This window comes from Micromonospora sp. DT63, from assembly GCF_049841615.1.
In the GTDB taxonomy this organism is placed as follows: Bacteria; Actinomycetota; Actinomycetes; order Mycobacteriales; family Micromonosporaceae; genus Micromonospora.
Map to the genome: position 1 here is coordinate 500418 of NZ_JBNCKQ010000003.1, position 24804 is coordinate 525221.

A 24804-nucleotide genomic window follows, 5' to 3' on the forward strand; every position below is an offset into this window, starting at 1 on the left:
ATGGGGTGCCGGTGTGTCCGTACGGGCACGGGCCCCCCGAGCTGAGCGAGGAATGATGACCACGGCGAAGCAGTCGGTCGCGGATCCGTCCGCGCCCGACCACGAGGCGCTCCTCGGTGAGTTGACCGAGGCGCTGCGACGGATCGGTCGCGGCGACCTGAAGGTCCGGCTGCCCCGCCGTGCCGGCAAGGCCGGCGAGGTGGCGGACGCCTTCAACGAGGTGGTTTCGCTCCAGGAGCGGCAGTACCTGGACCTGCGGCGGATCAGCCGGATCGTCGGTCGGGACGGCCGGCTCACCGAGCGACTCGACGACGAGGGGCTGGACGGCTCCTGGGCGGAGGGGCAGCGGGCGATCAACTCGCTGATCGACGACCTGGGCCGGCCCACCACCGAGATCGCCCGGGTGATCGTGGCGGTCGCGGACGGCGACCTGTCCCAGCACATGGCGTTGGAGATCGACGGTCGGCCGCTGCGCGGTGAGTACCTGCGCATCGGGCGCACCGTGAACACGATGGTCGACCAGCTGTCGTCCTTCTCCAACGAGGTGACCCGGGTGGCCCGTGAGGTGGGCACCGAGGGCAAGCTGGGCGGCCAGGCCGACGTCCGGGGCGTCGCCGGCACCTGGAAGGACCTCACCGACTCGGTGAACACCATGGCGTCGAACCTGACCGGCCAGGTGCGATCGATCTCGCAGGTGGCGACGGCGGTGGCCAAGGGCGACCTGTCGCAGAAGATCACGGTCGGCGCGCGCGGTGAGGTCGCCGAGCTGGCCGCCACGATGAACTACCTCACCGACACGCTGCGGCTCTTCGCCGAGCAGGTGACCCGGGTGGCCCGCGAGGTGGGCACCGAGGGCAAGCTGGGCGGCCAGGCCGAGGTGCCGAACGTGGCCGGCACCTGGAAGGACCTGACCGACAGCGTCAACTCGATGGCGTCGAACCTGACCGCCCAGGTCCGCAACATCGCGCAGGTCTCCACGGCTGTCGCGCGCGGTGACCTCTCCCAGAAGATCACCGTGGCGGCGCAGGGCGAGATCCTGGAGCTGAAGGACACCGTCAACACGATGGTGGACCAGTTGTCGTCGTTCGCCGACGAGGTGACGCGGGTCGCCCGTGAGGTGGGCATCGAGGGCAAGCTCGGTGGTCAGGCGCAGGTGCGCGGCGTCTCCGGCACCTGGCGGGACCTCACCGAGAACGTCAACCAGCTCGCCGGCAACCTGACCAGCCAGGTCCGCAACATCTCCCAGGTCTCCACCGCGGTGGCGAAGGGTGACCTGTCGCAGAAGATCACCGTCGACGCCCAGGGCGAGATCCTGGAGCTGAAGAACACCGTCAACACCATGGTCGACCAGTTGTCGTCGTTCGCCGACGAGGTGACGCGGGTGGCCCGTGAGGTGGGCACCGAGGGCAACCTGGGCGGTCAGGCGCAGGTGAAGGGTGTCTCCGGCACCTGGCGGGACCTGACCGACAACGTGAACTCGATGGCGTCGAACCTGACCAGCCAGGTCCGCAACATCGCGTCGGTGACCACGGCGGTGGCCAAGGGTGACCTGTCGCAGAAGATCACGGTGGACGCGCGGGGCGAGATCCTGGAGTTGAAGTCGACCGTCAACACGATGGTGGATCAGCTGTCGTCGTTCGCCGACGAGGTGACGCGGGTCGCGCGTGAGGTGGGCACCGAGGGCAAGCTCGGCGGTCAGGCGCAGGTGCGCGGGGTCGCCGGCACCTGGCGGGACCTGACCGACAACGTGAACTCGATGGCGTCGAACCTGACCGCCCAGGTGCGCAACATCGCGCAGGTCTCCACGGCGGTGGCGAAGGGTGACCTGTCGCAGAAGATCACGGTGGACGCGCGGGGCGAGATCCTGGAGCTGAAGTCGACCGTCAACACGATGGTGGATCAGCTGTCGTCGTTCGCCGACGAGGTGACCCGGGTGGCCCGTGAGGTGGGCACCGAGGGCAAGCTGGGCGGCCAGGCGCAGGTCAAGGGCGTCTCCGGCACCTGGCGGGACCTGACCGACAACGTGAACTCCATGGCGTCGAACCTGACCAGCCAGGTCCGCAACATCGCCTCGGTGACCACGGCCGTGGCGAAGGGTGACCTGAGCCAGAAGATCACCGTCGACGCGCAGGGCGAGATCCTGGAACTCAAGTCGACTGTCAACACGATGGTCGACCAGTTGTCGTCGTTCGCCGACGAGGTGACCCGGGTGGCCCGCGAGGTCGGCATCGAGGGCAAGCTGGGCGGTCAGGCCCAGGTGAAGGGTGTCTCCGGCACCTGGCGCGACCTCACCGAGAACGTCAACCAGCTCGCCTCGACCCTGACCACCCAGCTGCGGGCCATCGCCCAGGTGTCCACGTCGGTGACCCGGGGCGACCTGACCCAGCGGATCGCGGTCAAGGCGCAGGGCGAGGTCGCGGAGCTGAAGGACAACATCAACCAGATGATCGTCACCCTCCGGGAGACGACCAAGAAGAACGCCGAGCAGGGCTGGCTGGACTCCAACCTGGCCCGCATCGGTGGGCTCCTGCAGGGCCAGCGGGACCTGGGCGAGGTCTGCCGCATGATCATGATGGAGGTGACCCCGCTGGTCGACGCCCAGCTCGGCGCCTTCTTCCTGGCCGACGACACCGACGGCAGCATGCGGCTGCGGTTGACCTCGTCGTACGGGTACGTGGCGCGCGGGCACGACGTCACCTTCGGCCCGGGTGAGGGGTTGGTCGGTCAGACCGCCCTCTCGCGCCGGACGATCCGGGTCAGCGCCTCCCCGAACAGCCGCCTCACGCTGCGCTCCGGCCTGGCCGAGACACCCCCGTCCGACCTGGTGGTGCTCCCCGTGCTGTTCGAGGGGGAGCTGCTCGGGGTGATCGAGTTCGCCAGCGTGGCCGCGTTCTCCGAGCTGCACCTGTCGTTCCTGGAGCGGCTGGTGCTCACCATCGGCATCGCGGTCAACACCATCCAGGCCAACCGGCGTACGGAGGAGCTGCTGGCCCAGTCGCAGCGGCTCGCGCACGAGTTGCAGGAGCAGTCGGCGGAGTTGCAGCGCACCAACGCCGAGCTGGAGGAGAAGGCCACCCTGCTCTCCGAGCAGAAGGGCAACATCGAGACCAAGAACCGGGAGATCGAGCTGGCCCGGCTGGGCCTGGAGGAGAAGGCGCAGCAGCTCACGCGGGCTTCGGCGTACAAGTCGGAGTTCCTGGCCAACATGAGCCACGAGCTGCGTACGCCGCTGAACTCGCTGCTGCTGCTGGCCCGGCTGCTGGCCGAGAACTCGGAGCAGAACCTCAACCCGAAGCAGATCGAGTTCGCCCGGACCATCCACAGCGCCGGTTCGGACCTGCTCTCGCTGATCGACGACATCCTGGACCTGTCCAAGATCGAGGCCGGCCGGATGGACGTCGAGCCCACCGAGATCCGCTTCGCGGAGATCCGTGGCTACGTGGAGCAGGCGTTCGCGCCGCAGGCCGAGGAGAAGCACCTCGACTTCCAGGTACGGGTCAGCAAGGATCTGCCGCCGGCGTTGGTCACCGACGCGCAGCGGTTGCAGCAGATCCTGCGCAACCTGCTCTCCAACGCGGTGAAGTTCACCGACAACGGCGCGGTGACGTTGCGGATCGCCCCGGCGGCCGAGAACGCGGTCTTCGACGTGCCGGCGCTCACCAACGCCCAGCAGGTGATCGCGTTCACGGTGATCGACACCGGCATCGGCATCTCCGACGACAAGCTGTCGATCATTTTCGAGGCGTTCCAGCAGGCGGACGGCACGACCAGCCGCCGCTACGGCGGCACCGGCCTGGGGCTGTCGATCAGCCGTGACCTGGCCCGGCTGATCGGCGGCACCATCACGGTGTCGTCGGCGCCCGGACAGGGTTCGACGTTCACGTTGTTCGTGCCGCAGGTCCTCGCTCCGGACGCGGTGGTCGCGCCCCAGGCGCCGTCACCGCAGCGTGCCGGCCTGCCGTCGTCGCTGCTGATGCCGCCGCTGGAGCTGCTGCCGGCGCGGCCGGAGGCGCCGGCCACCCGTCAGCTGGACGGTGCCACAGTGCTGATCGTGGACGACGACGTCCGCAACGTCTTCGCTCTGACCAGCGCGTTGGAGCTGCACGGCATGACCGTGCTGTACTCGGACAACGGGGCGGACGGCGTCCGCCTGCTGGCCGAGCACCCGGAGGTGGACATCGTGCTGATGGACGCCATGATGCCGGACCAGGACGGATACGAGACGACCCGCCAGATCCGCCGTAACCACCGGTTCGCCGATCTTCCGGTCGTCTTCCTGACCGCGAAGGCGATGCCGGGTGACCGCGAGTCCGCGCTGGCGGCCGGCGGAAGTGACTACATCACCAAGCCGGTCGACCTGGACGACCTGATCGAGCTGATGTCGTCCTGGATCAGCGGCGGCCGGACCGAGGAGACTTCGTGACCCAGATGGCCAAGGCGCTGCTCGTGGACGACCGCCGCGAGAATCTGATGGCACTGGAGGCGATCCTGCAGGGCCTTCCGGTGCAGTCGGTGGCCGTGGAGAGCGGCGAGGCGGCGCTCAAGCAGCTGCTGGTGGACGACTTCGCGGTGATCCTGTTGGACGCGCAGATGCCGGACATGGACGGCTTCGAGACGGCCAGCCACATCAAGCGCCGGGAGCGGACCCGGCACGTGCCGATCATCTTCCTCACCGCCGCCGACCGGGACGCCCAGCTCGCGCTCCGGGGCTACCAGGTGGGCGCGGTGGACTACCTGACCAAGCCGTTCGACCCCTGGGTGCTGCGGGCCAAGGTGTCGGTCTTCGTCGAGCTGTGGGTGAAGACCCGGCAGTTGGCCGCCCAGTCGGACCTGGTGCGCGAGCGTGACACGCAGTGGCGGCGGCTCACCGACGCGGTCGACGAGGCGACCACCCTGCTCCGCTCCGACGACGAGGAGTCGCAGAGGCGTGCGGTGGAGCTGCTTGAGCAGGCCCGCTGGGGCAGCTCCGCCTGACCGGGCCGGTCAGCCCTCGCCGGGGCGCAGATGGCCGGTCTGGGCCCGGCGGACCCGCCAGCGTTCGCCCAGCGAGTCAATTTCCTCCTGGACGAAGATGAAGAAGTCGCGCATCTCGGCGACCCGTTCGCCGGCCGGTGTCTCGGGGCCGTTGAGGGCGGCTACTCCGCCCTCGGCTACGTCGATGAACGTCTTGTAGATCGCGGTCTTGGTGATGGTCCCCTCGTACCAGGGGTTCTCCGGCATCCGGTAGCGATCGCGGCGGGACCGGGGGACGGGCTCGCGGATCAGCATGCCGAACTGGGTGAGATAGCGGACCGCGCCGCTGACCGCCGCCGCGCTGACGCCGAGCCGCTCGCCGATCTCGGCGGCGGTCAGGGGGTCGTCGGCGCTCATCACGGTGAACAACACCCGGGCGGCCATCCGTGGGAAGCCGACCTCGGCGAACGTGAGGGCCATCCGTTCGACGAAGAGGTGCACGGGGTCGTGGCCGTCGTCGGCTGCCATGGCGGTCCCTCCCTGCGCGGTTCGTGGGCACCGATGGTGCCCCGACTCTCACTGTCTTCACAACTTTGTGAAACGAGTGTAGCTTCCGATATATGGAAACTCCGATTGAGGTGTCCGGCCTGGTCAAGACCTTCGGCCGGACCCGGGCGCTGGACGGTCTGGACCTGACCGTCCGCGCCGGCGAGGTGCACGGCTTCCTCGGCCCGAACGGCGCCGGCAAGTCGACGGCCATCCGGGCCCTGCTCGGGCTGCTGCGGACGGACGCGGGGGACGTCCGACTGCTCGGCGGCGACCCGTGGCGCGACGCGGTGGCCCTGCACCGCCGGCTGGCGTACGTGCCGGGCGACGTGACGCTCTGGCCCAACCTCTCCGGGGGCGAGGTCATCGACCTGCTCGGCCGGATGCGCGGCGGCCTCGACCCGGCCCGCCGAGCCGAACTGCTCGACTCCTTCGAGCTGGACCCCCGCAAGAAGGGCCGGGCGTACTCCAAGGGCAACCGGCAGAAGGTCGGCCTGGTGGCCGCACTCGCGTCGGATGTCGAACTGCTCATCCTGGACGAGCCGACCTCCGGCCTGGACCCGCTCATGGAGGAGGTCTTCCAGCACTGGGTGCGCCGGGCCAGGACCGACGGTCGCACGGTGCTGCTCTCCAGCCACATCCTGGCCGAGGTGGAGGCGCTCTGTGACCGGGTGACGATCATCCGCAACGGGCGGGACGTGGAAACCGGCACCCTGAGCGAGCTGCGGCACCTACGACGCACCTCGATCGAGGCCGAAGTGACCGGGTCGGTGGACGGCCTGGGTCAGCTCGGCGGCGTACACGACCTGCGGGTGGACGGGCAGCGGGTGCGCTTCGACGTGGAGGACGCCGCGCTGGACGCCGCGCTGCGCCGGCTCACCGAGATCGGCGTACGCAGCCTGACCAGCCAGCCGCCGACGCTGGAGGAGCTGTTCCTGCGGCACTACCAGGCCGAGCAGGTGCGGTCATGAGCGCCTTCACCGGCACCCGGCACCTGGTGCGGCTGATCCTGCGGCGGGACCGGGTCGTGCTGCCGATCTGGATCCTCCTGCTCGCCGTGCTGCCGGCCAGCTACGCCAGCGCGTACGCCGAGCTGTACCAGACCGCCGACGAGCGGGCCGCGTACCTGGCCAACACGGCGAGCAACCCGTCGATCGTCGCGTTGCTCGGCCCGGTGTTCGGCGACAGCATCGGCGCGCTCACCGTCCAGCGGGCCGGCATGCTGGTGCTGGTCGCCGCGTTGGCCAGCCTGCTGACGGTGGTGCGGCACACCCGCACCGAGGAGGAGGCCGGCCGGCGGGAACTGCTCGGCGCGACGGTCCTCGGCCGGTACGCGGGTCTGACCGCGGCGCTGCTGGTGACGTACGCCGCGAATGTGCTTCTCGGTCTGCTCATCGCCGGCGGCCTGGTCGCCGCGGGTCTGCCCGGTGCGGGGTCGCTGATCTTCGGTGCCGGCCTGGCGCTCACCGGCGTCGCCTTCGCCACTGTCGGCGGTCTCGCCGCGCAGCTCACCGAGAGCGCCGGCGGGGCGCGCGGCATCGGCCTGGGCGTGCTCGGGTTGGCCTTCGTGCTGCGGCTGGCGGGCGACGCCGGAGGGTCCGGCGGCGCCGGTGGAAAGGCCGAGTGGCTGAGCTGGGTCTCGCCGCTGGGCTGGGCGCCCCGGGTGCGGGCCTTCGCCGGTGAGCGCTGGTGGGTGCTCCTGCTGCCGGTGCTGTTCGCCGCGGTGGTCGCGCTCGTCGCGTACCCGGTATCGGTGCGCCGCGACCTCGGCGCGGGGGTGCTGCCGCCACGACTCGGCCCGGCCACCGCGGGTCCGCGGCTGGCCGGTCCGTTCGGCCTGGCCTGGCGGCTGCACCGGGGCCAGTTGCTCGGCTGGACGCTCGGCTTCGGGCTGCTCGGTCTGGTGCTGGGTGGCGCCGCCGACGCGGCTGCCGACGCGGTGCAGGGCAACCAGCAGGTCGCCGACATCCTGGCCCGGTTGGGCGGCACGGCGACGCTTGCCGAGGCGTACCTCGGGAGTTCGTTGAGCCTGACCGCGTTGGCCGCGGCCGGGTACGGCATCCAGGCCGCGCTGCGGGCGCGGGCCGAGGAGACCGCCGGGCGGGCCGAGCCGCTGCTCGCCACGGCGGTGAGCCGGTCCCGCTGGCTGGCGGCGCACCTGCTCTTCGCGCTGCTCGGCCCGGTGGTGGTGCTGGCCGTGGCGGGGCTCGCGACCGGGCTGTCGTACGGTCTCAGCGTGGGCGACGTCGGTGGTGAGCTGCTCCGGCTGCTCGGCGTCGGGCTGGCACAGGTGCCGGCGGTGTGGGTGCTCGCCGGGCTCGCCGCGCTGCTGGTGGGCTGGCTGCCCCGGTTCTCCTCGGCGGCCTGGGCCGTGCTCGCCGGCTGCCTGCTGCTCGGTCAGATCGGCGCGGTGCTGAAGCTGAGCCAGTGGGCGCTGGACGTCTCCCCGTTCACGCACACCCCCCAGGTCCTGGGCGACAACTGGACGGCCACCCCCCTGGTGGCCCTCACGGTGATCACCGCGGCCCTCCTGGCCCTGGCCCTGCGCACCTTCCAAACCCGCGACATCCCCACCCAGTAACCGACCCCCGGCCCCGATCCGCGTTGATCATGAAGTTATTGCCGACAAATGGGACAGAATTCGGCAATAACTTCATGGTCAACCCCGGGAACCGGCGGGAGGTGGGGCCGGGTGGGGGTCAGCCGGTTGGTTGGTCGTTGCGGATCATCAGGGCGCTGCGCAGGCCGGTGATGTCCAGGACGCGGATCAGGAAGTCGCCGACGTGGGTGAGCATCAGCAGGCTCTGCGCGTGACTGGCCTTGCGGCTGAGCACCACGAGCGTGCCCAGGCCCTGCGAGTCGCAGAAGGTGACGCCGCCGAGATCGAGCACGATCCGCGGGGGCGGATCGGCCAGCACCTCGTTGACGACGGTGCTGAGCTGGGCGGCCGTGAGCATGTCGATCTCACCGGCCAGGCGCAGCACTGCTTCGTCGCCCGTCCGGTGTAGCGTGATGGACAGTTCGGCACGATCCACCCGGTCAGCCTAGCGCGATCCAGCTGACCCGGCCTGTTGAGGCCGCGAGCCGCCGGCCGGCAGGTGTCGGGGCTGGTGACGGGCGCCGGCAGCGGGTGAGCCTGGTAACCCCGGCCCGGGGTGGCTGCTGGTTGACCGTCCGTCGCTGACACAATGGCGGCATCGTGACCGACATCGTTTCCGCCGGAAGAGGCCGTTACCCGGCCGACGCGCCGGCTTCCGAGGCCCTGTTCGACCGCGCCCGCGCCATCGTGCCGGGCGGGGTCAACTCCCCCGTGCGTGCCTTCCAGGCGGTCGGCGGCACCCCGCGTTTCATGGTCCGTGGCGAGGGCCCGTGGCTGTACGACGCCGACGGTCGCCGCTACGTCGACCTGGTCTGCTCGTGGGGTCCGCTGATCCTCGGGCACGCCCACCCGGAGGTGGTGGAGGCCGTGCAGGCCGCCGCCGCCCGGGGCACCAGCTTCGGCACGCCCACCCCGGGTGAGGTGGAGCTGGCCGCCGAGATCGTCGACCGGACGCCGGTTGAGCAGGTACGCCTGGTCAACTCCGGTACCGAGGCCACCATGTCGGCGATCCGGCTGGCTCGCGGCTTCACCGGCCGTTCCAAGATCGTCAAGTTCGCCGGTTGCTACCACGGCCATGTCGACGCGCTGCTCGCCTCCGCCGGCTCCGGCGTGGCGACCCTGGGCCTGCCCGACTCGCCCGGCGTGACCGGCGCGGCGGCCAGCGAGACGATCGTGCTGCCGTACAACGACATCCGGGCCGTCGAGGAGGCGTTCGCCGCCGAGGGCCCGCACATCGCCGCGGTGATCACCGAGGCCGCCGCCGGCAACATGGGCGTGGTCGCCCCCCGCGACGGGTTCAACCAGCAGCTAGCCCGGATCGCGCACGCGCACGGCGCCCTGCTGGTGGTCGACGAGGTGATGACCGGGTTCCGGGTCTCCCGCGCCGGGTGGCACGGCCTCGACCCCTCCGACGCCGACCTGTGGACGTACGGCAAGGTCATGGGTGGTGGCCTGCCCGCCGCGGCCTTCGGTGGCCGCGCGGACATCATGGCGCGGCTGGCCCCGGCCGGCCCGGTCTACCAGGCCGGCACGCTCTCCGGTAACCCCCTCGCGTGCGCCGCCGGCCTGGCCACGCTGCGTCTCGCCGACGACGCGCTGTACCAGCGCCTCGACGACACGGCCGCCGTCGTGGGCAAGCTCGCGTCCGACGCGCTGGCCGCCGCCGGGGTCCCGCACCGGCTGTCGTACGCGGGCAGCATGTTCTCGATCTTCTTCACCGACGCCGATGTGGTCGACTACGACAGCGCCCGCACCCAGCAGGTGCCGGCGTTCAAGGCGTTCTTCCACGCGATGCTCGCCGCCGGCGTCTACCTGCCGCCGAGCGCGTTCGAGTCGTGGTTCGTGTCGGCGGCGCTCGACGACGCCGCTCTGGAGCACATCGCCGCAGCGCTGCCCACGGCGGCGAACGCGGCGGCGGCGGCTGGTCACGGGGGGTCGTAAACGGTGAGCAAGACGGTGGTCCACGTGCTCCGGCACGGCGAGGTGCACAACCCCGACCAGATCCTGTACGGGCGGCTGCCCGGTTTCCGCCTGTCCGAGCTGGGCGTGCAGATGGCCAAGGCCGCCGCGCAGGGGCTGGCCGATCGGGAGATCGTGCACGTGGTGGCCAGTCCGCTGGAGCGCGCCCAGCAGACCGCCGAGCCGATCGCCGCCCAGTTCGGGCTGCCGGTCGGGGTGGACGAGCGGCTGATCGAGAGCGCCAACTGGTTCGAGGGCAAGAAGGTCTCCCCGGGCGACGGGTCGTTCCGCGACCCGCGCAACTGGTGGGTGCTGCGCGACCCGGTGACGCCGTCCTGGGGCGAGGCGTACCGGGTGATCGCCGAGCGGATGTTCGCCGCCGTGCACGCCGCCCGGGTCGCCGCCGAGGGCCGCGAGGCCGTGCTGGTGTCGCACCAGCTCCCGATCTGGACGCTGCGCCGCCACGTCGAACGCAAGCGGCTGTGGCACGACCCGCGCAAGCGGCAGTGCGGGCTGGCGAGCCTCACCTCGTTCCACTTCGACGGCGCGAAGGTGGTCGGCATCGGCTACAGCGAGCCGGCCGCGCACCTCATCGCCCTCTCCGCGACAGCCCGGACGGCCAAGGGGGCCTGATGACCGCCCGGAGGTGGACCGCGGGTCTGCTCGCCACCGTCGCAGCGGTGGCGCTGGTCGGCTGCACGTCGTCGAAGGGGCAGGAGAAGACCTGCTCGACCACCTCCGACGGCATCATCGAGTGCGCACCGGACCAGCGTTCGGCCCCTCCGAAACTCGCCGGTGAGCTGCTCACCGGCGGCACCTACGACGTCAACCAGGCCCGCGGCCAGGTCGTGGTGGTCAACTTCTGGGGCTCCTGGTGCGCGCCGTGCCGCGCCGAGGCCGACGACCTGGAAGCCACCTACCAGGCCACCAAGGGCTCCGGCGTGAGCTTCCTCGGCATCAACGTGCAGGACCAGCGGGACAAGGCCAAGGCGTTCGAGGAGGGCCGGGTCACCTATCCGAGCCTCTTCGACCCGTCCAGCCGTCTGGCACTCGACCTGGACATCCCGCCGAACACCGTCCCGGCGACAGTGGTGCTCGACCGGGAGGGCCGGGTCGCGGTGGTGATCCGCGCCGCCGTCAAGCAGGAGGGCCTGCAACCGGTCGTCGAGCGGGTCGCGGCCGAGAAGCCGGCGCCGAACTGATGGGTGAGACCTTCAAGGAGTTGGCCCAGAGCGGGCCGCTGGTGCTCGCGATCGGCGCGGCGGCGCTCGCCGGGCTGGTCAGCTTCCTCTCCCCGTGCGTGCTCCCGCTGGTCCCCGGCTACCTGTCGTACGTCACCGGCCTGGCCGGCGCCGACCTGGAGGGCCGCCGCCCGGTGACGGCTCCCGCGCCCGCCGAGACGACCGGCGGGGGTGTCGCGGTCCGGGAGCGGACGGCGCCGTCGGCGGCGGTCAAGGGTCGGGTGCTCGCCGGCACCCTGCTCTTCATCGCCGGCTTCACTGTCGTCTTCGTCGCCACCGCGATCCTGTTCGCCGGCATCGGTCGGGTCTTCTTCGACTACAAGCGCGAACTCCAGATCGGCATCGGCGCGCTGATCATCGTGCTCGGCCTGGGCTACCTCGGCATGATCCCCGCCCTGCAACGTGAGTTCCGGATCTCCCGGCTGCCGTCCGCCGGCCTGCTCGGCGCACCCGTGTTCGGTGCGGTCTTCGCGCTCAGCTGGGTGCCGTGCACCGGTCCGACCCTCGGCGCGGTGATGGGCATGGCCGCCACCAGTGGTCAGAGCGACCGCGCGGTGGTGCTCGCCGTGGCGTACTGCCTCGGGTTGGGGATACCGTTCGTCGTCTTCGGGCTGGGCTTCCAGCGCCTGCTCGGAGTCTTCCGTGCCATCCGGCGCAACAGCCGCTGGGTCACCCGGGTCGGCGGCGCCCTGCTCATCCTGATCGGCCTGGCGCTGGTCACCGGCGGATGGCAGAGCTTCGTGATCTGGTTGCAGACCACCGTCGGGGTGGGCGAGGTGAGCATCTGATGACTGTCGTCGACGACCGACCGGAGGCCGAGGCCCCGGCGCCCCGGCGCCGGCCCAACCGGCTGCTGGCCCTGCTGCGCAACTCGTGGCGGCAGCTCACCAGCATGCGTACGGCGCTGATCCTGCTCTTCCTGCTGGCCATCGCCGCGATTCCCGGTTCGGTGCTGCCGCAGCGGGGGATCAGCCCGGAGAAGGTCAACCAGTACTTCGTCGACCACCCGGACTGGGCCCCCCGACTGGACCGGATCGGCGCGTTCCAGGTCTTCGGTTCGGTCTGGTTCTCCGCGATCTACCTGCTGCTGTTCACGTCGCTGATCGGCTGCATCACGCCCCGGCTGCGCGACCACGTCCGGGCGCTCCGGTCCCGGCCACCTGTCGCGCCGAAGCAGCTGGCGCGGCTGCCGCAACACGCCGTACTGCAGGCCCCGGCCGGTGGCGCGGCCGCCGTCGCCGAGGTGCTGCGCAAGCGACGCTGGCGGGTCGAGGTCCGCGGCGACGAGGTCTCCGCCGAGAAGGGCTATCTCAAGGAGACCGGCAACCTGCTGTTCCACACCTCGCTGATCGCGGTGCTGATCGGTGTCGCGCTCGGCTCGTGGTACGGCTGGAGCGGCAACCGTCTGCTCGTCGCGGGCGCGGACAACGCGTTCTGCAACACCCGCCAGCAGTACGCCGAGGCCAAGCTCGGCCCCCGCGTCGACAGCGGGGACCTGCCCCGCTTCTGCCTGCGGCTGGACGACTTCCAGGCCCGGTTCCTGCCGTCCGGCCAGCCGGAGTACTTCAACGCCCGGGTGACCGTCGACGGTCCGGACGAGCCGACCCGTAGCGCGGACTTCTCGGTGAACTCACCACTGCGACTCGCCGACGCGAGCGTCTACCTGCTCGGTCACGGGTACGCCCCGGTGATCCGCTACACCGACCGGTTCGGCAACAGCCAGGTCAGTGACGAGCCGTTCCTGACCACCGGCGACATGGGCCTGACCAGCGAGGGACTGGCGGCCTTCCCGGACGCGAACGTCGACCCGGCCACCGGCAAGCGGACCCCTGGTGAGCAGATGGCGTTCACCGGCATCTACCTGCCCACCGCGCCGCAGCAGGCCCCGTTCGTCCGCTCGGAGTACCCGACCGAGCGCAACCCGGCGCTGAACCTGGTCGCCTACCGGGGCAACCTCGGCCTGGACGCCGGCATCCCCGGCTCGGTCTACCAGCTCGACCAGCGGCAGGTGCGCAACGGCAAGGTCAAGGAGATCGGCAGCAAGCTGCTGCGCAAGGGCGAGAAGTGGACGCTTGACGACGGCACGACAGTCGAGTTCCTGGGCACCGAGCGGTACGTGACGCTCTCCGTCCGGCACGACCCGGGCTCGACGCCGCTGCTGGTGAGCTGCGGCGCGCTGCTGGTCGGGCTGATGGGCTCGCTGTTCGGCCGGCGCCGCCGGGTGTTCTTCCGGGTGGCACCGGCCGACCCGGCGAATGGATCTCCGACGGGCGGTAGTAGCTTGATGGAGGCCGGTGGGTTGCCACGCACCGACTATCCAGGGTTCGCCGACGAGTTCGCCCAGCTCGTCACCGCTGTGAGCGGTGCCGACGGGGCTGCCGAGCGGGCCGGCACCGACGCTGACTCCAGCGACCGGGCCGGTGTGCGAGAAGGGACCGAGTGATGTCCGCGCTCTCCGACAATCTGGTGACCTTCGCGATCCTGACGTACCTGATCGCGATGATCAGTCACGCCGTCGAGTTCGCGCTGGGCAACGCGCGTACCCGGATCGCCGTGGCGTCGCCCGCCCGCGAGCTGGTGGGGGCGGGGGTCGGCGGTGGCGGCGGCGTCCTCCCGGAGCCGCCCGCGCCGGTCCCACCGACTGCCGACGGCGCGGCGCGTCGGGCCCGGATCGCCGGCCTGGTCGCGGTGGCTGCCACCGCGCTGGCCGCCGTGCTGCACCTCGCGGCGCTGGTCACGCGGGGTCTGGCCGCCGACCGGATGCCCTGGGGCAACATGTACGAGTTCGTGCTCACGGTGACGTTCATCGGGGTCGCGGCCTGGCTCGTGGTGCTCTGGAAGCGACCGTCGCTGCGCAAGCTCGGGCTGTTCCTGACCCTGGTGATGGTGCTGCTGGTGGCCACCGCCGAGCTGGTCCTGTACGTGCCGATCGTGCCGCTGGTGCCGGCCCTGAACTCGTACTGGTTCGTCATCCACGTCTCGACGATCGTCTTCGCGTCCGGCATCTTCCTGCTCGGCGCGGTGCCGGCGGTCGGCTTCCTGATGCGCAACGGGTACGAGCAGGGCAAGCGGAGCTTCCCGTACACCCTGGCGAAGCGGCTGCCGCCCGCGGTCAGTCTGGAACGGCTCACCTTCACGCTGCACGCGTTCGCGTTCCCGATCTTCACGTTCGCGGTCATCGCCGGCGCGATCTGGGCCGAGGCGGCCTGGGGTCGGCCGTGGGGCTGGGACCCGAAGGAGACCTGGGCGTTCATCTCCTGGGTCGTCTACGCCGGCTACCTGCACGCTCGCGCCACGCCGAGCGTGAAGCGCAACGTGGCCACCTGGATCGCGGTGCTCGGCTTCCTCACCATGCTGATGAACCTGTTCGGCGTGAACATCTTCTTCACCGGCCTGCACTCGTACGGTGGGCTGAACTGACAGCTGTCGACGACGCGCGGGCCGGCCACGGATTCGTCCGTGACCGGCCCGTCGTCTTTCGGTGCCCTGGTCAGCTCACGGTCACCGGGGCGATGTCGTTGCTCGGGTCGTCGTCCACGCGCGGGTAACGCTGGTACGGCTGGATCTCGCCGGGCGTACCGGAGAGGCTGTCGATGCGCAGGTCGAACGCGACGGTACGGCTCGTCCCGGCCGGGAACACGGAACCCGGCCCGTTGCAGTACCAGGTTGTCGGGGCGTCCCCGGCGCTCTCCTCGTCCCCGTTGAGCCAGCAGCCCGACGGGTTGCCGAGCACTGTGGTGCCGGCCGGCGGCACGAAGAGGAAGGCGCCGACGCCGTCACCCGAGTTGGTGGCGTCCGGGACGCCGGGGCCCTCGTTGCGCAGGCCCACCGTGACCCGCACGGTGTCACCGACGGCCCCGGTGACTGTCGCGCCCTGGGCGACGATGTCGAAGGCGCCCTGGACCTTGCGCAGGTAGGTCTGCCCGCCGGCGCCGGTCACCTCGACCGGGATCACGTCGAGCGGCCGTCCGACCGCCCGCAGCCGCAGCGCCTGGTCGGCCTCGCGGTGCGCGAGTTTCACACCGCTGGGCAGCGGCCCGGCGGTGGTCAGCGGCTCCACGATCTGCGTGATCCGCTTGTCGCCGAGGGTGGCCGGGCCGACCGTGGTGGCGAGCCCGCCGCGCAGCTCGTGCCGCTGACCTGGCGCGAAGGTGCCCCGCACGGTGCAGACGGCCACTGTGGCGAGCACCCGGTCGGTGCCGTACCGGCAGTTGCGGTAGCTGGCGGGCGTCAGACCCACCGGGAAGCGCATGGTGAGCCGCAGGTCCACGGTCGGCTGGTCACCGGCGTTGACCACGACCACCGGGACCTGGCGCGTGTCGCCCACCTCGACGCCCGAGACGTACTCGTCGACCATGTCGAGCAGGGCGGGCCCGGACCGCACGGTGATCGTCGCCTGCTGGGCGTACGCCTCGGTCTGCTCGCCGAACGCGGTGTAGTCGAGCGTGCCTGTCGCGCCGTCGGCGGCGCCGGGAGCGGCCCGGAACACCACCGGCACGGTGCCGGTGAGCGTGCCGAACTCGTCGACGGCCGTCGGGGGCATCGGGCAGGTCGTCGAGGTGCCCGCGGTGACGCACCCGGCGGGGAAGCTGGCGGTGGCCACGCCGGCCAGACCGGCCAGGTCGATGCTCACCCGGGGCTCGGTGGCGCCGGTGCTGGTCAGGGTCAGCGAGACCGTCCGGGCGGGAGCGCCGGGACCGCCCACCGTCACGTCTTCCATCCAGGCGTTGACCCAGCCGGGGTCGTCAACCGCGAGGGCGGGTGCTGCCGTCGCACCGACCCCCGCGGCGGTCACGACCAGCGCGGTGAGCCCGCGCAGGAGCCGGCCACGCGTAACGCGCACAGATCTCATCGATCTCCTTGGTGAGGGTGAGCCGGTCGGAAGAAGCCGGAGTTGCTGCCGCCCCGACCCGACCGGGCACCCCTGATCCTAGAGATCACTTGTGACAGTTCTCGATCCGTCGATCGGTGCGCGACCACCGTCGAAACGGGCCCCGCCGCGCGGCTGCGACCCGGGTCGCCAGAGGCGCAACGCCCGCTCGACCTGGATGGTGACCTGATAGGACACCTCGGGCAGGTCGGCCAGCTCGATCCGCTCGCCCCGCAGCGCCACCTGCGCGTGCAGCTCCCGGGCGATGGTGTCGCGCAGCTCGACCAGCAGGGGCGACAACCCGTCCGGGTCGCCGACCACGTACGCGTCCGACATGCCTCCAGCCTGCGCTGCGGTTCGGCCGTTGCGCCACGAACGGTGAGATGTGTCCGCAGGGCTTGACCCGCCTTGATCCACACCACATCGGGGAGGTGGGGGTGTCACGCCGCCGGCAAACCGCCACCTCGCCGATGTGGTGTCGATCAAGGGCCGCAGCGCCGGCGATCTGGGGTGGGGTCAGCCGCCGAACCAGCCCGGCACGTCGAGGCGGAACCAGTTGGCCGAGGCCATCGTGCGCAGGTCGTCCTCCAGGGCGGCGACGCGCTCCTCGCCCAGTGCCTCGGCCCACTGCTCGCGCAACCGGTCGAAGGTCTCCGCCGAGCGGCGTAGCCCGTCGGCGCCGTGTTCGGTCACCCGGACCAGCCGGCGGCGGGCGTCGGACGGATCGTCGACCCGTTCCAGGTAGCCGACGGCGACCAGCCGGTCGACCGTCTTGCCGGCCGCCTGCTTGGAGATGCCCAGCCGTTGGCCCAGCTCGGTGGCGGTGGTGCCGTGCACCCCGACGGCCTGCAACACGAAGCCGTGCAACGGGCGCAGCTCGGGGTGCCCCTGTCGGGCCAGTTCGGCGTGCAGGTCGTCGATCAGGGTGCGGAAGCCGGCCAGCAGCAACAGGGGGAGCTGGAATCCGGGCCGGGCGGGATCAGAGGTTGCCATGTTCGACAACCACGTTTACTATTTCGTCAACCACGTTGACCATCTTACGGCGTACGCCGTGGAAGCAGGTAACCATGTCCGTCTTCACCGTCCACACCGCCGAGACCGCACCGACCGCAGCCCGCCGGACCGTCGAGAGCGTGCGCGGCCGGTTCGGCTGGCTTCCCACCGGGGTGGGGCTGATGGCCGAGTCGCCGCAGCTGCTCAACGGCTTCCTCGCCGCCAGCGCCGGATTCGAGCAGACCAGCCTCGCGCCCGTGGAGCGGGAGGTGGTCATCCTGACCGTCTCCACCTCCCACGAATGCCACTTCTGCGTGGCTCTGCACAGCGGCAAGATCACTGAGCTCGGCGCGAGCGCCGCGCTGATCACCGCGCTCCGCGCCGGCGCGGAGCTGCCCGAGCCGCGGCTGGAGGCGCTGCGCCAGTTCACGCTTGCCGTGCTCACGCACCACGGCGCGGTGCCCGACGAGGAGCTGGAGGCCTTCCTGGCCGCCGGCTACCAGCCCCGGCAGGCGCTGGACGTGGTGCTGGGCGTCGGGGCGTACACCATGTCGACCTTCGCCAACCGGCTCACCCGCGCACCGCTCGACCCGCCGCTGGCCGCCCACGCCTGGACGCCCGCCGCCTGACCGGTCATTTCGCGCCGAGGAAGTCGCGCAGCAGGGCCAGCATCTCGTCCGGGCGTTCCTCGTACAGCCAGTGCCCGCAGTCGTCGATCACCTCGCCGCGGACCGTGTCGGCGTACCGGCGGACCTGCTCGGCGACCTGTCCGCCGAGGCTGGCCGACGCGCCGACGGCCAGCACCGGCATCGTCAGCTTCGTGGCCCGGTACGCCGCGTTGTCGACGATGTCCTGATCGAACGCCCGGAAGTAGGCGAAGCTGGCCCGCAGGTGCGCCGGGTCGCGCAGGTGGCGGGCGAACTCCTCGATGTCGGGCGCGGCGATGCTGCCCTTGCGCACCATCAGGGCATCGGTGAACCGGTCCACCCAGAGCGACTCGCGCCCCCGGACCAGCTCCTCCGCGAGCCCGTTGCCGATCGAGAAGAAGCCGAAGTTCCACACCCCCGGCCCGGCGGCGGTGAGCGCGGGGAACGTGTAGATGCTCTCGTCGGGGATCGGCGCCTCGGTGAGCGCCAGCCGGCTCACCCGCTCCGGATGGGCGGCGGCGTACGCGTACGCCACCATCGTCCCGAGGTCGTGCCCGACCACCCGCAGGTCACCGGTCAGGCCGAGCTGGTCGAGCAGTCCGTGCAGGTCGGCGGCGACGGTCTTCTTGTCGTAGCCGCCGGCTGGGGCGTCGCTGGCCCCGAAGCCGCGCAGGTCGGGCGCGACCACGTCGAAGGAGCGCCCCAGCTCGGGCAGCAGGTGCCGCCACATGTGCGAACACTGCGGATAGCCGTGCAGCAGCACCAGTGGCGGGCCGCTGCCGCCCCGGACGTAGTTCAGGGTGATCTCGCCGACCCGTGCCCGTTGCTCGGTGAACCCCGCCGGCACCGTTTCGCCGCCCATCGCTGCCTCCATCCGCCGGCTTGAGACTCGCGATACCCCGATATGGCCGTTGGATGCTGACTCAGCGTCGTGAGTTCGCTACCTTGCGGCAGGCGGGCCGATGTGGTCCTTCATTCCTGGCGGGAGGTGGGCGAATGGCCCCAGTGGTGTCGACGGTGGCGATGATCCGGGACCAGCTCCGGCGGTCGCGGCTCGCGGCCGGCATGAGTCAGGAGGAGTATGGCAAGCGGGCGCACTACTCACCCTCAATGGTGTCGGCGGTCGAGTTGGGCCAGACCGTGCCCAACCTGGCGTACCTGACCCGGGCCGACGAGGTGCTCGACACCGGAGGGCTGCTGGTCTCGCTGCGCGAGCTGGGCCGGCGGGACGGTGAGCCGGTCTGGTTCCGGCCCTGGTTGGAGGTCGAGCGCGTCGCCACCCAGTTGCGCTGCTTCGAGTCGACGATGATCCCCGGCCTGTTACAGACCGCCGACTACGCCCGCGCGGTGTTCCGGCTCGACCTGGGGCTCACCGCCGAGCGGGTGGAGGAGTTGGTGGCCGCCCGGCTGGAGCGGCAGGTGATCCTCGACCGGGAGCACCCGCCGCAGCTCACCGCCGTGATCGACGAGGCCGCGTTGCGGCGCTTCGCGGAGGGCTGCGCCGGAGTGTTGGCCGATCAGCTCCGGCACCTGGTGGCGTGCGCCCGTCGGCCACGCATCCGGGTGCACGTGCTGCCGCAGGCGGTCGGGCTGCACGCCGGCCTGTTCGGGCCGTTCATCCTCGGTCGCACCGCTGACGGCAGCTGGCTCGGCTTCCTCGACAACCAGACCGGCGGCACCGCCGTCGACGAGAACAACGAGGTAGCGACCCTGCTCGGAAGGTGGGAGAGTCTGCGCAGTGACGCGCTGCCCCGGCAGCAGTCCATCGACCTGCTCGAGGAGATCGTGAAGCCATGGATCTGACCGGAGTCCGCTGGCACAAGTCCACCCGGAGCGGCAACAACAGCGGCGCCTGCGTCGAGGTCGCCGACAACCTGCCCGGCCGGGTGCACGTCCGTGATTCCAAGGACCGCGACGGTGGCGTGCTGACCTTCAGCCCGGCCGCGTGGCGCGCTTTTGTCGACCTGGCCCGCACCGACTGACCCGCCACCGGGCGCGCGTGCCGGCCACCGATCGTCCGTCTACCTGCGCCTGGTCGCGCTGACCGCGACGCGCGCCAGGTCCACCCCACGCTCGGAGCGCCCGTGACTGACAGGCGGGTGGTCAGCCCGGAGCTGACAACGAGTAACTCAACGGCAGTAGCGCGGACACCGGCGCAGCCGCCCGCACCAGGTGCTCGTCGCAAGATCCGCACAACATCAGGGATGTTGGTGTCTCCAGCGTGTCGGAGGCAGCAACATCCGGGAAGTTGCGCGGATCTTGGGCGCGGGGCGCGGGGCGCGGGGCGCGGGGCGCGGGGCGCGGGGCGCGGGGCGCGGGGCGCGGGGCGCGGGGCGCGGGGCGGGCGCACCCGGCCGTCGCGGGTGTCACAGCACCCGCTGTGGGTCGCCCCGGACCCGGTGCGGGAGACTGGGCGTCATGGCGGCTCGTGGCTTCCCGTACACCGATCTCAAGGACTTTCTCGCGGCGCTGGAGCGCGCGGGGGAGCTGCGCCGGGTCGACGTGCCCGTCGACCCGACCCTGGAGATCAGCGAGGTGGTCACCCGGACGGTGCGGGCCGGCGGGCCGGCGCTGCTCTTCGAGCACCCCACCCGGGGCGAGATGCCGGTCGCGATCAACCTGTTCGGCACCGAGAAGCGGATGGCGATGGCCCTCGGCGTCGACTCGCTGGACGAGATCGGCGAGCGGATCGGCGCGATGATCAAGCCGGAGCTGCCGGTCGGCTGGTCCGGCATCCGCGAAGGCCTCGGCAAGGTCATGCAGCTCAAGTCGCTGCCCCCACGCAAGGTCAAGACCGCGCCCTGCCAGGAGGTCGTCTACCGGGGCGACGACGTCGACCTGGGCCGCCTGCCGGGGCTGCAGGTCTGGCCCGGCGACGGCGGGATCTTCCACAACTACGGGCTGACCCACACCAAGCACCCGGAGACCGGCAAGCGCAACCTGGGCCTCTACCGGCTCCAGCAGCACGGCCGCAACACCCTCGGCATGCACTGGCAGATCCACAAGGACTCCACCGCGCACCACGCGGTCGCCGAGCGGCTCGGCCAGCGCCTGCCGGTCGCGATCGCGATCGGCTGCGACCCCGTCGTCTCGTACGCGGCAAGCGCGCCGCTGCCCGGCGACATCGACGAATACCTGTTCGCCGGGTTCCTGCGCGGCGAACGGGTGGAGATGGTCGACTGCCTCACCGTCCCGTTGCAGGTGCCGGCGCACGCGCAGATCGTCCTGGAGGGCTACCTGGAGCCCGGCGAGCGACTGCCCGAGGGGCCGTTCGGCGACCACACCGGCTACTACACGCCCGTCGAGCCGTTCCCGGTGCTGCACATCGAAGCGATGACCATGCAGCGCGACCCGGTCTACCACTCGATCGTCACGTCGAAGCCGCCGCAGGAGGACCACGGCCTCGGCAAGGCCACCGAGCGGATCTTCCAGCCGCTGCTCAAGCTGATGATCCCGGACATCGTCGACTACGACCTGCCGGCCGCCGGGGTGTTCCACAACTGCGCGATCGTCTCCATCCGCAAGCGCTACCCGAAGCACGCGCAGAAGGTCATGAACGCGATCTGGGGCGCGCACCTCATGTCGCTCACCAAGCTGATCGTGATCGTCGACGAGGACTGCGACGTGCACGACTACAACGAGGTCGCCTTCCGCGCGTTCGGCAACGTCGACTACGCCCGTGACCTGCTGCTGACCGAGGGGCCGGTGGACCACCTCGACCACTCGTCGTACCAGCAGTTCTGGGGCGGCAAGGCAGGCGTCGACGCGACCCGCAAGCTGCCCACCGAGGGCTACACCCGAGGCTGGCCGGAGGAGATGACCATGGCCCCGGAAGTCGCGGCCCTGGTCGACAAGCGCTGGAAGGAGTACGGGATCTGATGGCCGTCCTCGACGCACCCGTGGAGAAGCCGGGCCGGGTCAAGTCCTTCCTCAAGCTCGTCGCGATCGAGCACTCGGTGTTCGCGCTGCCGTTCGCGTACCTGTCGGCACTGACCGCCATGCAGGTCAACGGCGGGCACGTGCGGTGGCTCGACCTGCTACTGATCACCGTGGCGATGGTCGGCGCGCGGACGTTCGCGATGGCCGCCAACCGGATCCTCGACCGGCGCATCGACGCCCGGAACCCGCGTACCGCCGGACGGGAACTGGTCACCGGGGCCGTGAGCGTGCGCACGGCCTGGACCGGCGCGGCCGTCGCGCTCGTGGTGTTCCTCGTCGCCGCCGCGCTGCTCAACCCCCTCTGCCTGGTGCTGGCGCCGCTCGCCGTGGTGCCGCTGGTCGTCTACCCGTACGGCAAGCGGTTCACCAACTGGCCGCACGCCATCCTCGCGATCGCCCAGGCGGTCGGCCCGGTCGGCGCCTGGCTCGCGGTCACCGGCACCCTGGACGGCTCCTGGCCGGCCTGGCTGCTCGGCGCGGCGGTCGGCCTGTGGATCGGCGGCTTCGACCTGATCTACGCCTGCCAGGACTCCGAGATCGACCAGGAGATCGGCGTGCACAGCGTGCCCGCCCGGTACGGCCGGCGCTTCGCCCTGCACGCCTCCACCGTGGCGCACGTGGTGACGTTCGCGCTGTTCATCTGGTTCGGCGCGCTGGTCGGCTTCGGCTGGCTCTGGTGGATCGGGCTGGCGTTGACAGCTGTCGCGTTCGGCTACCAGCACCTGGTGGTCAGCCCGACCGACCTCAGCAAGGTCAACCGGGCGTTCTTCACCGCCAACGGCTTCGTCGGCATCGCGCTGTTCGTGTTCGCCCTGCTCGACCTGGTGATCCGCCTCGACCTGCGCGGCTAGGCGTTGGTCGGGTAGCGGGCGCTCTCCAGCGTCCAGTCGATGGTGCCGCGCACCGCGTACGCGACCCCGTCGAGATGGTCGGTGACCGCCTCGTCCAACGCCGGCCCGAACGACGGCACGGCGGCGCGCAGCGCCACGAACTGTCGCATCGACTCCCGCCAGCGCTCGGCCACCCGGTCGACCGCCTCCGCCGCCGACACGCCCTGCTCGGCCTGCGTGGCCAGGACCAGGTTGTGCCCGCCCGAGGTGGCCCGGTCCCGGTCCAGCGAGGCGACGTCGTTGTACCAGGAGAGCAGGTCGTTGCCGGTGCGCGCGATCTGCCGCAGCAGCGGGTGGTGGTAGACCGGGTCGGGCAGCGGTCGGCCGCTGACGAACTCCACCAGCGGGTACGACACCTCCGCCGCCGACGTTTCCCGGCGCAGCTCGACGTACTCGCCGACGCTGGGCCGGCGGCCGGCCTCCTTGTTGACCGCCTCCCGCCAGGTGCCGTCGAGGTGCCGGGCCACCGCGTCGGCGAAGCGCAGGCGCCACCGGGCCGGCATCCGTCGGCGCGGCTCCCGCCAGGCCAGCACCAGCAGCCGCCGCAGCGGACCGGTCAGGCCGCCGTGCCGCAGCCGGGGGCCGTCGTGCAGCAGTGCCAGCGTGCCGTCGCGCAGCGCCCGGATCTGCGCCGGATCGAGCCGGTTCGGCCCGTCGCACGCGTCGTCGACGAGGAAGAACCAGGTGAAGAGAGCGGTCAGCACCCGCAGGTCGGCTTCGCTGGCGTCCGGGTAGAGCCGCCCCGCGTACCGTGCGAAGCCGCCCCGGGCCAGCCGGTGCAGGGCGGCGTCGTCCAGCGGCAGACCCAGCTCGGGCAACAGACCGAGCAGCCAATGTTGGACCCGGTCCGCATGCGGTGAGAGCCGGGCAGGAATCGGGCACTCGGCGCGCAGCGCCCAGAGGACCTCGCCGGTCGTCACCCCTGCCTCCCGCGCGATCTGCTTCCGGCGCGAATCGCCACCGGCAGCATGTCAGGTCGCCGGGACGAGCAGATACCCGCCCGGACATCTCGGACGGCTCGCGTCGAGGAGATCGCGGGGGTGCCCACCGGCGTGCGACGCCGACCAGGCAGGCTGAGGGCATGCGGGAACCATGGGTGGTCGGGGTCTCCGGAGCCTCCGGCACGCCGTACGCGGCGGCCGTCGTCGGCGGGCTCCTCGACGCAGGCGAGCCGGTGGACCTCATCGTGTCCCGGGCGGCACGGCTCACCGTGCTCGACGAGACCGGACGGTCGTTCCGCGACGCGCACTGGGCCGAGGACCTCGCCGCCTGGCTCGGCCGGGACCTGACCGACGCGGACGTACGGCACTGGCCGGCGGGTGACCTGGCGGCCGGGCCCAGCAGCGGCTCCTACCGGGTCCGCGGAATGGCAGTGGTGCCCGCGAGCACGGCGGCCTGCGCGGGCATCGCGATCGGGCTCTCCAAGGACCTGCTGCAACGCGCCGCCGAGGTCAATCTCAAGGAGCGTCGACCGGTGGTGGTGGTGCCCCGGGAGACGCCGGTGACCCGCAGTCACCTGGAGCATCTCATCGCGTTGCACGACGCCGGCGCTGTGGTGCTCCCGGCCAGCCCCGGCTTCTACGGCGCGGGCGCGGCGGCCAGCGCGCAGCAACTTGTCGATTTCGTGGCCGGCAAGGTGCTGGACGCTCTCGGCGTGCCACACACCCTGTTCCGCCGCTGGTCCGGCCAGCTCGGCGCCGCCCGGGGCTGAGCCGTCGGCTCAGCCCGTCCGGCCCCGGACGCCGCACGGGTCGTCGCAGCGGGACGCGGACCGGACTGGTGTCCGGTCCGCCTGACGTTGTCCGCACCAGTTCAGTACATGCCGGCGTTGGCCGGACCCGGCCCGGTGGAGGCAGCCGGACCCACGTTGCGTGGCTTTCCGACCTCGTCCACCTCGTCCAGCATGCCCTCCCCCTCAAGCAGGGCCCGCACCTCGGATTCCCGAAACCGGCGATGCCCGCCTGGAGTCCGGATGCTTCCTATCCGGCCGGCCGCCGCCCATCTCGTCACAGTTTTCGGGTCCACCCGAAACAGCGCGGCGACCTCACCCGGTGTCAGCAGGCGATCTCCAGTGTCCACAGCCCCCTCCTCGCGTCGACGAAGCCCCTGGCTGAACACACTGCCCCCGGCTGGTGCGAGCCCAGAGCCGTCATGAGGGACGTATGGC

At 71.3% G+C, this 24804-nt stretch carries 24 protein-coding genes; 16 read left to right on the plus strand and 8 right to left on the minus strand.

The window, feature by feature from the left end:
- Positions 1-55 precede the first annotated feature (55 nt).
- Both ACLQ27_RS14725 and ACLQ27_RS14730 read left to right on the plus strand, forming a co-directional pair.
- On the plus strand, positions 56-4423 hold the full coding sequence (locus tag ACLQ27_RS14725; RefSeq protein ID WP_357491294.1) for a HAMP domain-containing protein: 4368 nt from the start codon (positions 56-58) through the stop codon (positions 4421-4423).
- Complete coding sequence (locus ACLQ27_RS14730; RefSeq protein ID WP_357491292.1) at positions 4420-4974, plus strand: response regulator; 555 nt, start codon at positions 4420-4422, stop codon at positions 4972-4974. Before ACLQ27_RS14725 ends, ACLQ27_RS14730 begins: the two co-directional genes overlap by 4 nt.
- Before the next feature lie 9 nt (positions 4975-4983).
- Here the strand turns inward: ACLQ27_RS14730 and ACLQ27_RS14735 are convergent, their stop codons facing one another.
- Positions 4984-5481: a GbsR/MarR family transcriptional regulator gene (locus ACLQ27_RS14735; RefSeq protein ID WP_234587782.1), complete on the minus strand. Its 498-nt coding sequence runs from the start codon at positions 5479-5481 to the stop codon at positions 4984-4986.
- 92 nt (positions 5482-5573) lie between these two features.
- Between ACLQ27_RS14735 and ACLQ27_RS14740 the strand changes: the two genes are divergently transcribed.
- Positions 5574-6470 carry an ABC transporter ATP-binding protein gene (locus ACLQ27_RS14740; protein WP_357491289.1) on the plus strand — a complete coding sequence of 299 codons (897 nt, stop codon included), beginning with the start codon at positions 5574-5576 and terminating at the stop codon, positions 6468-6470.
- Positions 6467-8080, plus strand: coding sequence for an ABC transporter permease (locus ACLQ27_RS14745; protein WP_425867158.1), 1614 nt, complete (start codon positions 6467-6469; stop codon positions 8078-8080). The genes ACLQ27_RS14740 and ACLQ27_RS14745 overlap by 4 nt, the downstream gene beginning before the upstream one ends.
- Positions 8081-8198: 118 nt before the next feature.
- On the opposite strand, the gene ACLQ27_RS14750 is transcribed toward ACLQ27_RS14745, so the two are convergent.
- Complete coding sequence (locus ACLQ27_RS14750) at positions 8199-8534, minus strand: STAS domain-containing protein (protein WP_007454492.1); 336 nt, start codon at positions 8532-8534, stop codon at positions 8199-8201.
- Between the two features lie 164 nt (positions 8535-8698).
- Here ACLQ27_RS14750 and hemL point away from each other — a divergent pair, with 164 nt between their 5' ends.
- The 6 genes from hemL to ccsB are packed head-to-tail and all read left to right on the plus strand — an operon-like array spanning position 8699 to position 14718.
- The gene (gene hemL, locus ACLQ27_RS14755; protein WP_357491285.1) at positions 8699-10039 is read left to right on the plus strand and encodes a glutamate-1-semialdehyde 2,1-aminomutase; all 1341 of its coding nucleotides are present in this window, start codon (positions 8699-8701) and stop codon (positions 10037-10039) included.
- Positions 10040-10042: 3 nt separating this feature from the next.
- Entirely contained in the window at positions 10043-10690 is a 648-nt protein-coding gene (locus ACLQ27_RS14760; protein WP_234587777.1) for a histidine phosphatase family protein, read from the plus strand.
- Positions 10690-11259: a TlpA family protein disulfide reductase gene (locus tag ACLQ27_RS14765; RefSeq protein WP_425867160.1), complete on the plus strand. Its 570-nt coding sequence runs from the start codon at positions 10690-10692 to the stop codon at positions 11257-11259. Before ACLQ27_RS14760 ends, ACLQ27_RS14765 begins: the two co-directional genes overlap by 1 nt.
- Positions 11259-12086 carry a cytochrome c biogenesis CcdA family protein gene (locus ACLQ27_RS14770; RefSeq protein ID WP_234587772.1) on the plus strand — a complete coding sequence of 276 codons (828 nt, stop codon included), beginning with the start codon at positions 11259-11261 and terminating at the stop codon, positions 12084-12086. The genes ACLQ27_RS14765 and ACLQ27_RS14770 overlap by 1 nt, the downstream gene beginning before the upstream one ends.
- Positions 12086-13741, plus strand: coding sequence for a cytochrome c biogenesis protein ResB (gene resB / locus ACLQ27_RS14775; RefSeq protein ID WP_357573574.1), 1656 nt, complete (start codon positions 12086-12088; stop codon positions 13739-13741). The genes ACLQ27_RS14770 and resB overlap by 1 nt, the downstream gene beginning before the upstream one ends.
- Positions 13741-14718 carry a c-type cytochrome biogenesis protein CcsB gene (ccsB, locus tag ACLQ27_RS14780; protein WP_425867163.1) on the plus strand — a complete coding sequence of 326 codons (978 nt, stop codon included), beginning with the start codon at positions 13741-13743 and terminating at the stop codon, positions 14716-14718. The genes resB and ccsB overlap by 1 nt, the downstream gene beginning before the upstream one ends.
- Before the next feature lie 70 nt (positions 14719-14788).
- Here the strand turns inward: ccsB and ACLQ27_RS14785 are convergent, their stop codons facing one another.
- From ACLQ27_RS14785 to ACLQ27_RS14795, 3 genes are all read right to left on the minus strand, one after another.
- Entirely contained in the window at positions 14789-16150 is a 1362-nt protein-coding gene (locus ACLQ27_RS14785; protein ID WP_357573572.1) for a hypothetical protein, read from the minus strand.
- Between the two features lie 78 nt (positions 16151-16228).
- Positions 16229-16504, minus strand: coding sequence for a hypothetical protein (locus ACLQ27_RS14790; RefSeq protein ID WP_357573571.1), 276 nt, complete (start codon positions 16502-16504; stop codon positions 16229-16231).
- Positions 16505-16684: 180 nt separating this feature from the next.
- The gene (locus ACLQ27_RS14795; RefSeq protein WP_357573570.1) at positions 16685-17161 is read right to left on the minus strand and encodes a MarR family winged helix-turn-helix transcriptional regulator; all 477 of its coding nucleotides are present in this window, start codon (positions 17159-17161) and stop codon (positions 16685-16687) included.
- 74 nt (positions 17162-17235) lie between these two features.
- On the opposite strand from ACLQ27_RS14795, the gene ACLQ27_RS14800 reads away from it, so the two are divergent.
- On the plus strand, positions 17236-17790 hold the full coding sequence (locus ACLQ27_RS14800; protein ID WP_357491274.1) for a carboxymuconolactone decarboxylase family protein: 555 nt from the start codon (positions 17236-17238) through the stop codon (positions 17788-17790).
- A gap of 4 nt (positions 17791-17794) precedes the next feature.
- On the opposite strand, the gene ACLQ27_RS14805 is transcribed toward ACLQ27_RS14800, so the two are convergent.
- A complete protein-coding gene (locus ACLQ27_RS14805) occupies positions 17795-18670 on the minus strand; it encodes an alpha/beta fold hydrolase (protein ID WP_357491272.1) in 876 nt (291 codons plus the stop codon).
- Positions 18671-18804: 134 nt separating this feature from the next.
- Between ACLQ27_RS14805 and ACLQ27_RS14810 the strand changes: the two genes are divergently transcribed.
- The 4 genes from ACLQ27_RS14810 to mqnP all read left to right on the plus strand — a co-directional run bounded on the left by ACLQ27_RS14810 (position 18805) and on the right by mqnP (position 22598).
- Complete coding sequence (locus tag ACLQ27_RS14810; protein ID WP_234587759.1) at positions 18805-19611, plus strand: helix-turn-helix domain-containing protein; 807 nt, start codon at positions 18805-18807, stop codon at positions 19609-19611.
- Positions 19602-19790, plus strand: coding sequence for a DUF397 domain-containing protein (locus ACLQ27_RS14815; protein WP_425867167.1), 189 nt, complete (start codon positions 19602-19604; stop codon positions 19788-19790). The genes ACLQ27_RS14810 and ACLQ27_RS14815 overlap by 10 nt, the downstream gene beginning before the upstream one ends.
- 436 nt (positions 19791-20226) lie before the next feature.
- On the plus strand, positions 20227-21687 hold the full coding sequence (locus tag ACLQ27_RS14820) for a menaquinone biosynthesis decarboxylase (protein ID WP_357573569.1): 1461 nt from the start codon (positions 20227-20229) through the stop codon (positions 21685-21687).
- Positions 21687-22598: a menaquinone biosynthesis prenyltransferase MqnP gene (gene mqnP / locus ACLQ27_RS14825; protein ID WP_357491268.1), complete on the plus strand. Its 912-nt coding sequence runs from the start codon at positions 21687-21689 to the stop codon at positions 22596-22598. Before ACLQ27_RS14820 ends, mqnP begins: the two co-directional genes overlap by 1 nt.
- Here mqnP and ACLQ27_RS14830 read toward each other — a convergent pair.
- Positions 22595-23557 (minus strand): terpene synthase family protein, encoded by a 963-nt coding sequence (locus ACLQ27_RS14830; protein ID WP_425867170.1) that lies wholly within the window; start codon positions 23555-23557, stop codon positions 22595-22597. The genes mqnP and ACLQ27_RS14830 overlap by 4 nt on opposite strands.
- 161 nt (positions 23558-23718) lie before the next feature.
- Here ACLQ27_RS14830 and ACLQ27_RS14835 point away from each other — a divergent pair, with 161 nt between their 5' ends.
- On the plus strand, positions 23719-24348 hold the full coding sequence (locus tag ACLQ27_RS14835) for a UbiX family flavin prenyltransferase (protein ID WP_357573568.1): 630 nt from the start codon (positions 23719-23721) through the stop codon (positions 24346-24348).
- 101 nt (positions 24349-24449) lie between these two features.
- Here ACLQ27_RS14835 and ACLQ27_RS14840 read toward each other — a convergent pair whose 3' ends face one another.
- Positions 24450-24716: a BldC family transcriptional regulator gene (locus ACLQ27_RS14840; protein WP_007454516.1), complete on the minus strand. Its 267-nt coding sequence runs from the start codon at positions 24714-24716 to the stop codon at positions 24450-24452.
- Between the last annotated feature and the right edge of the window lie 88 nt (positions 24717-24804).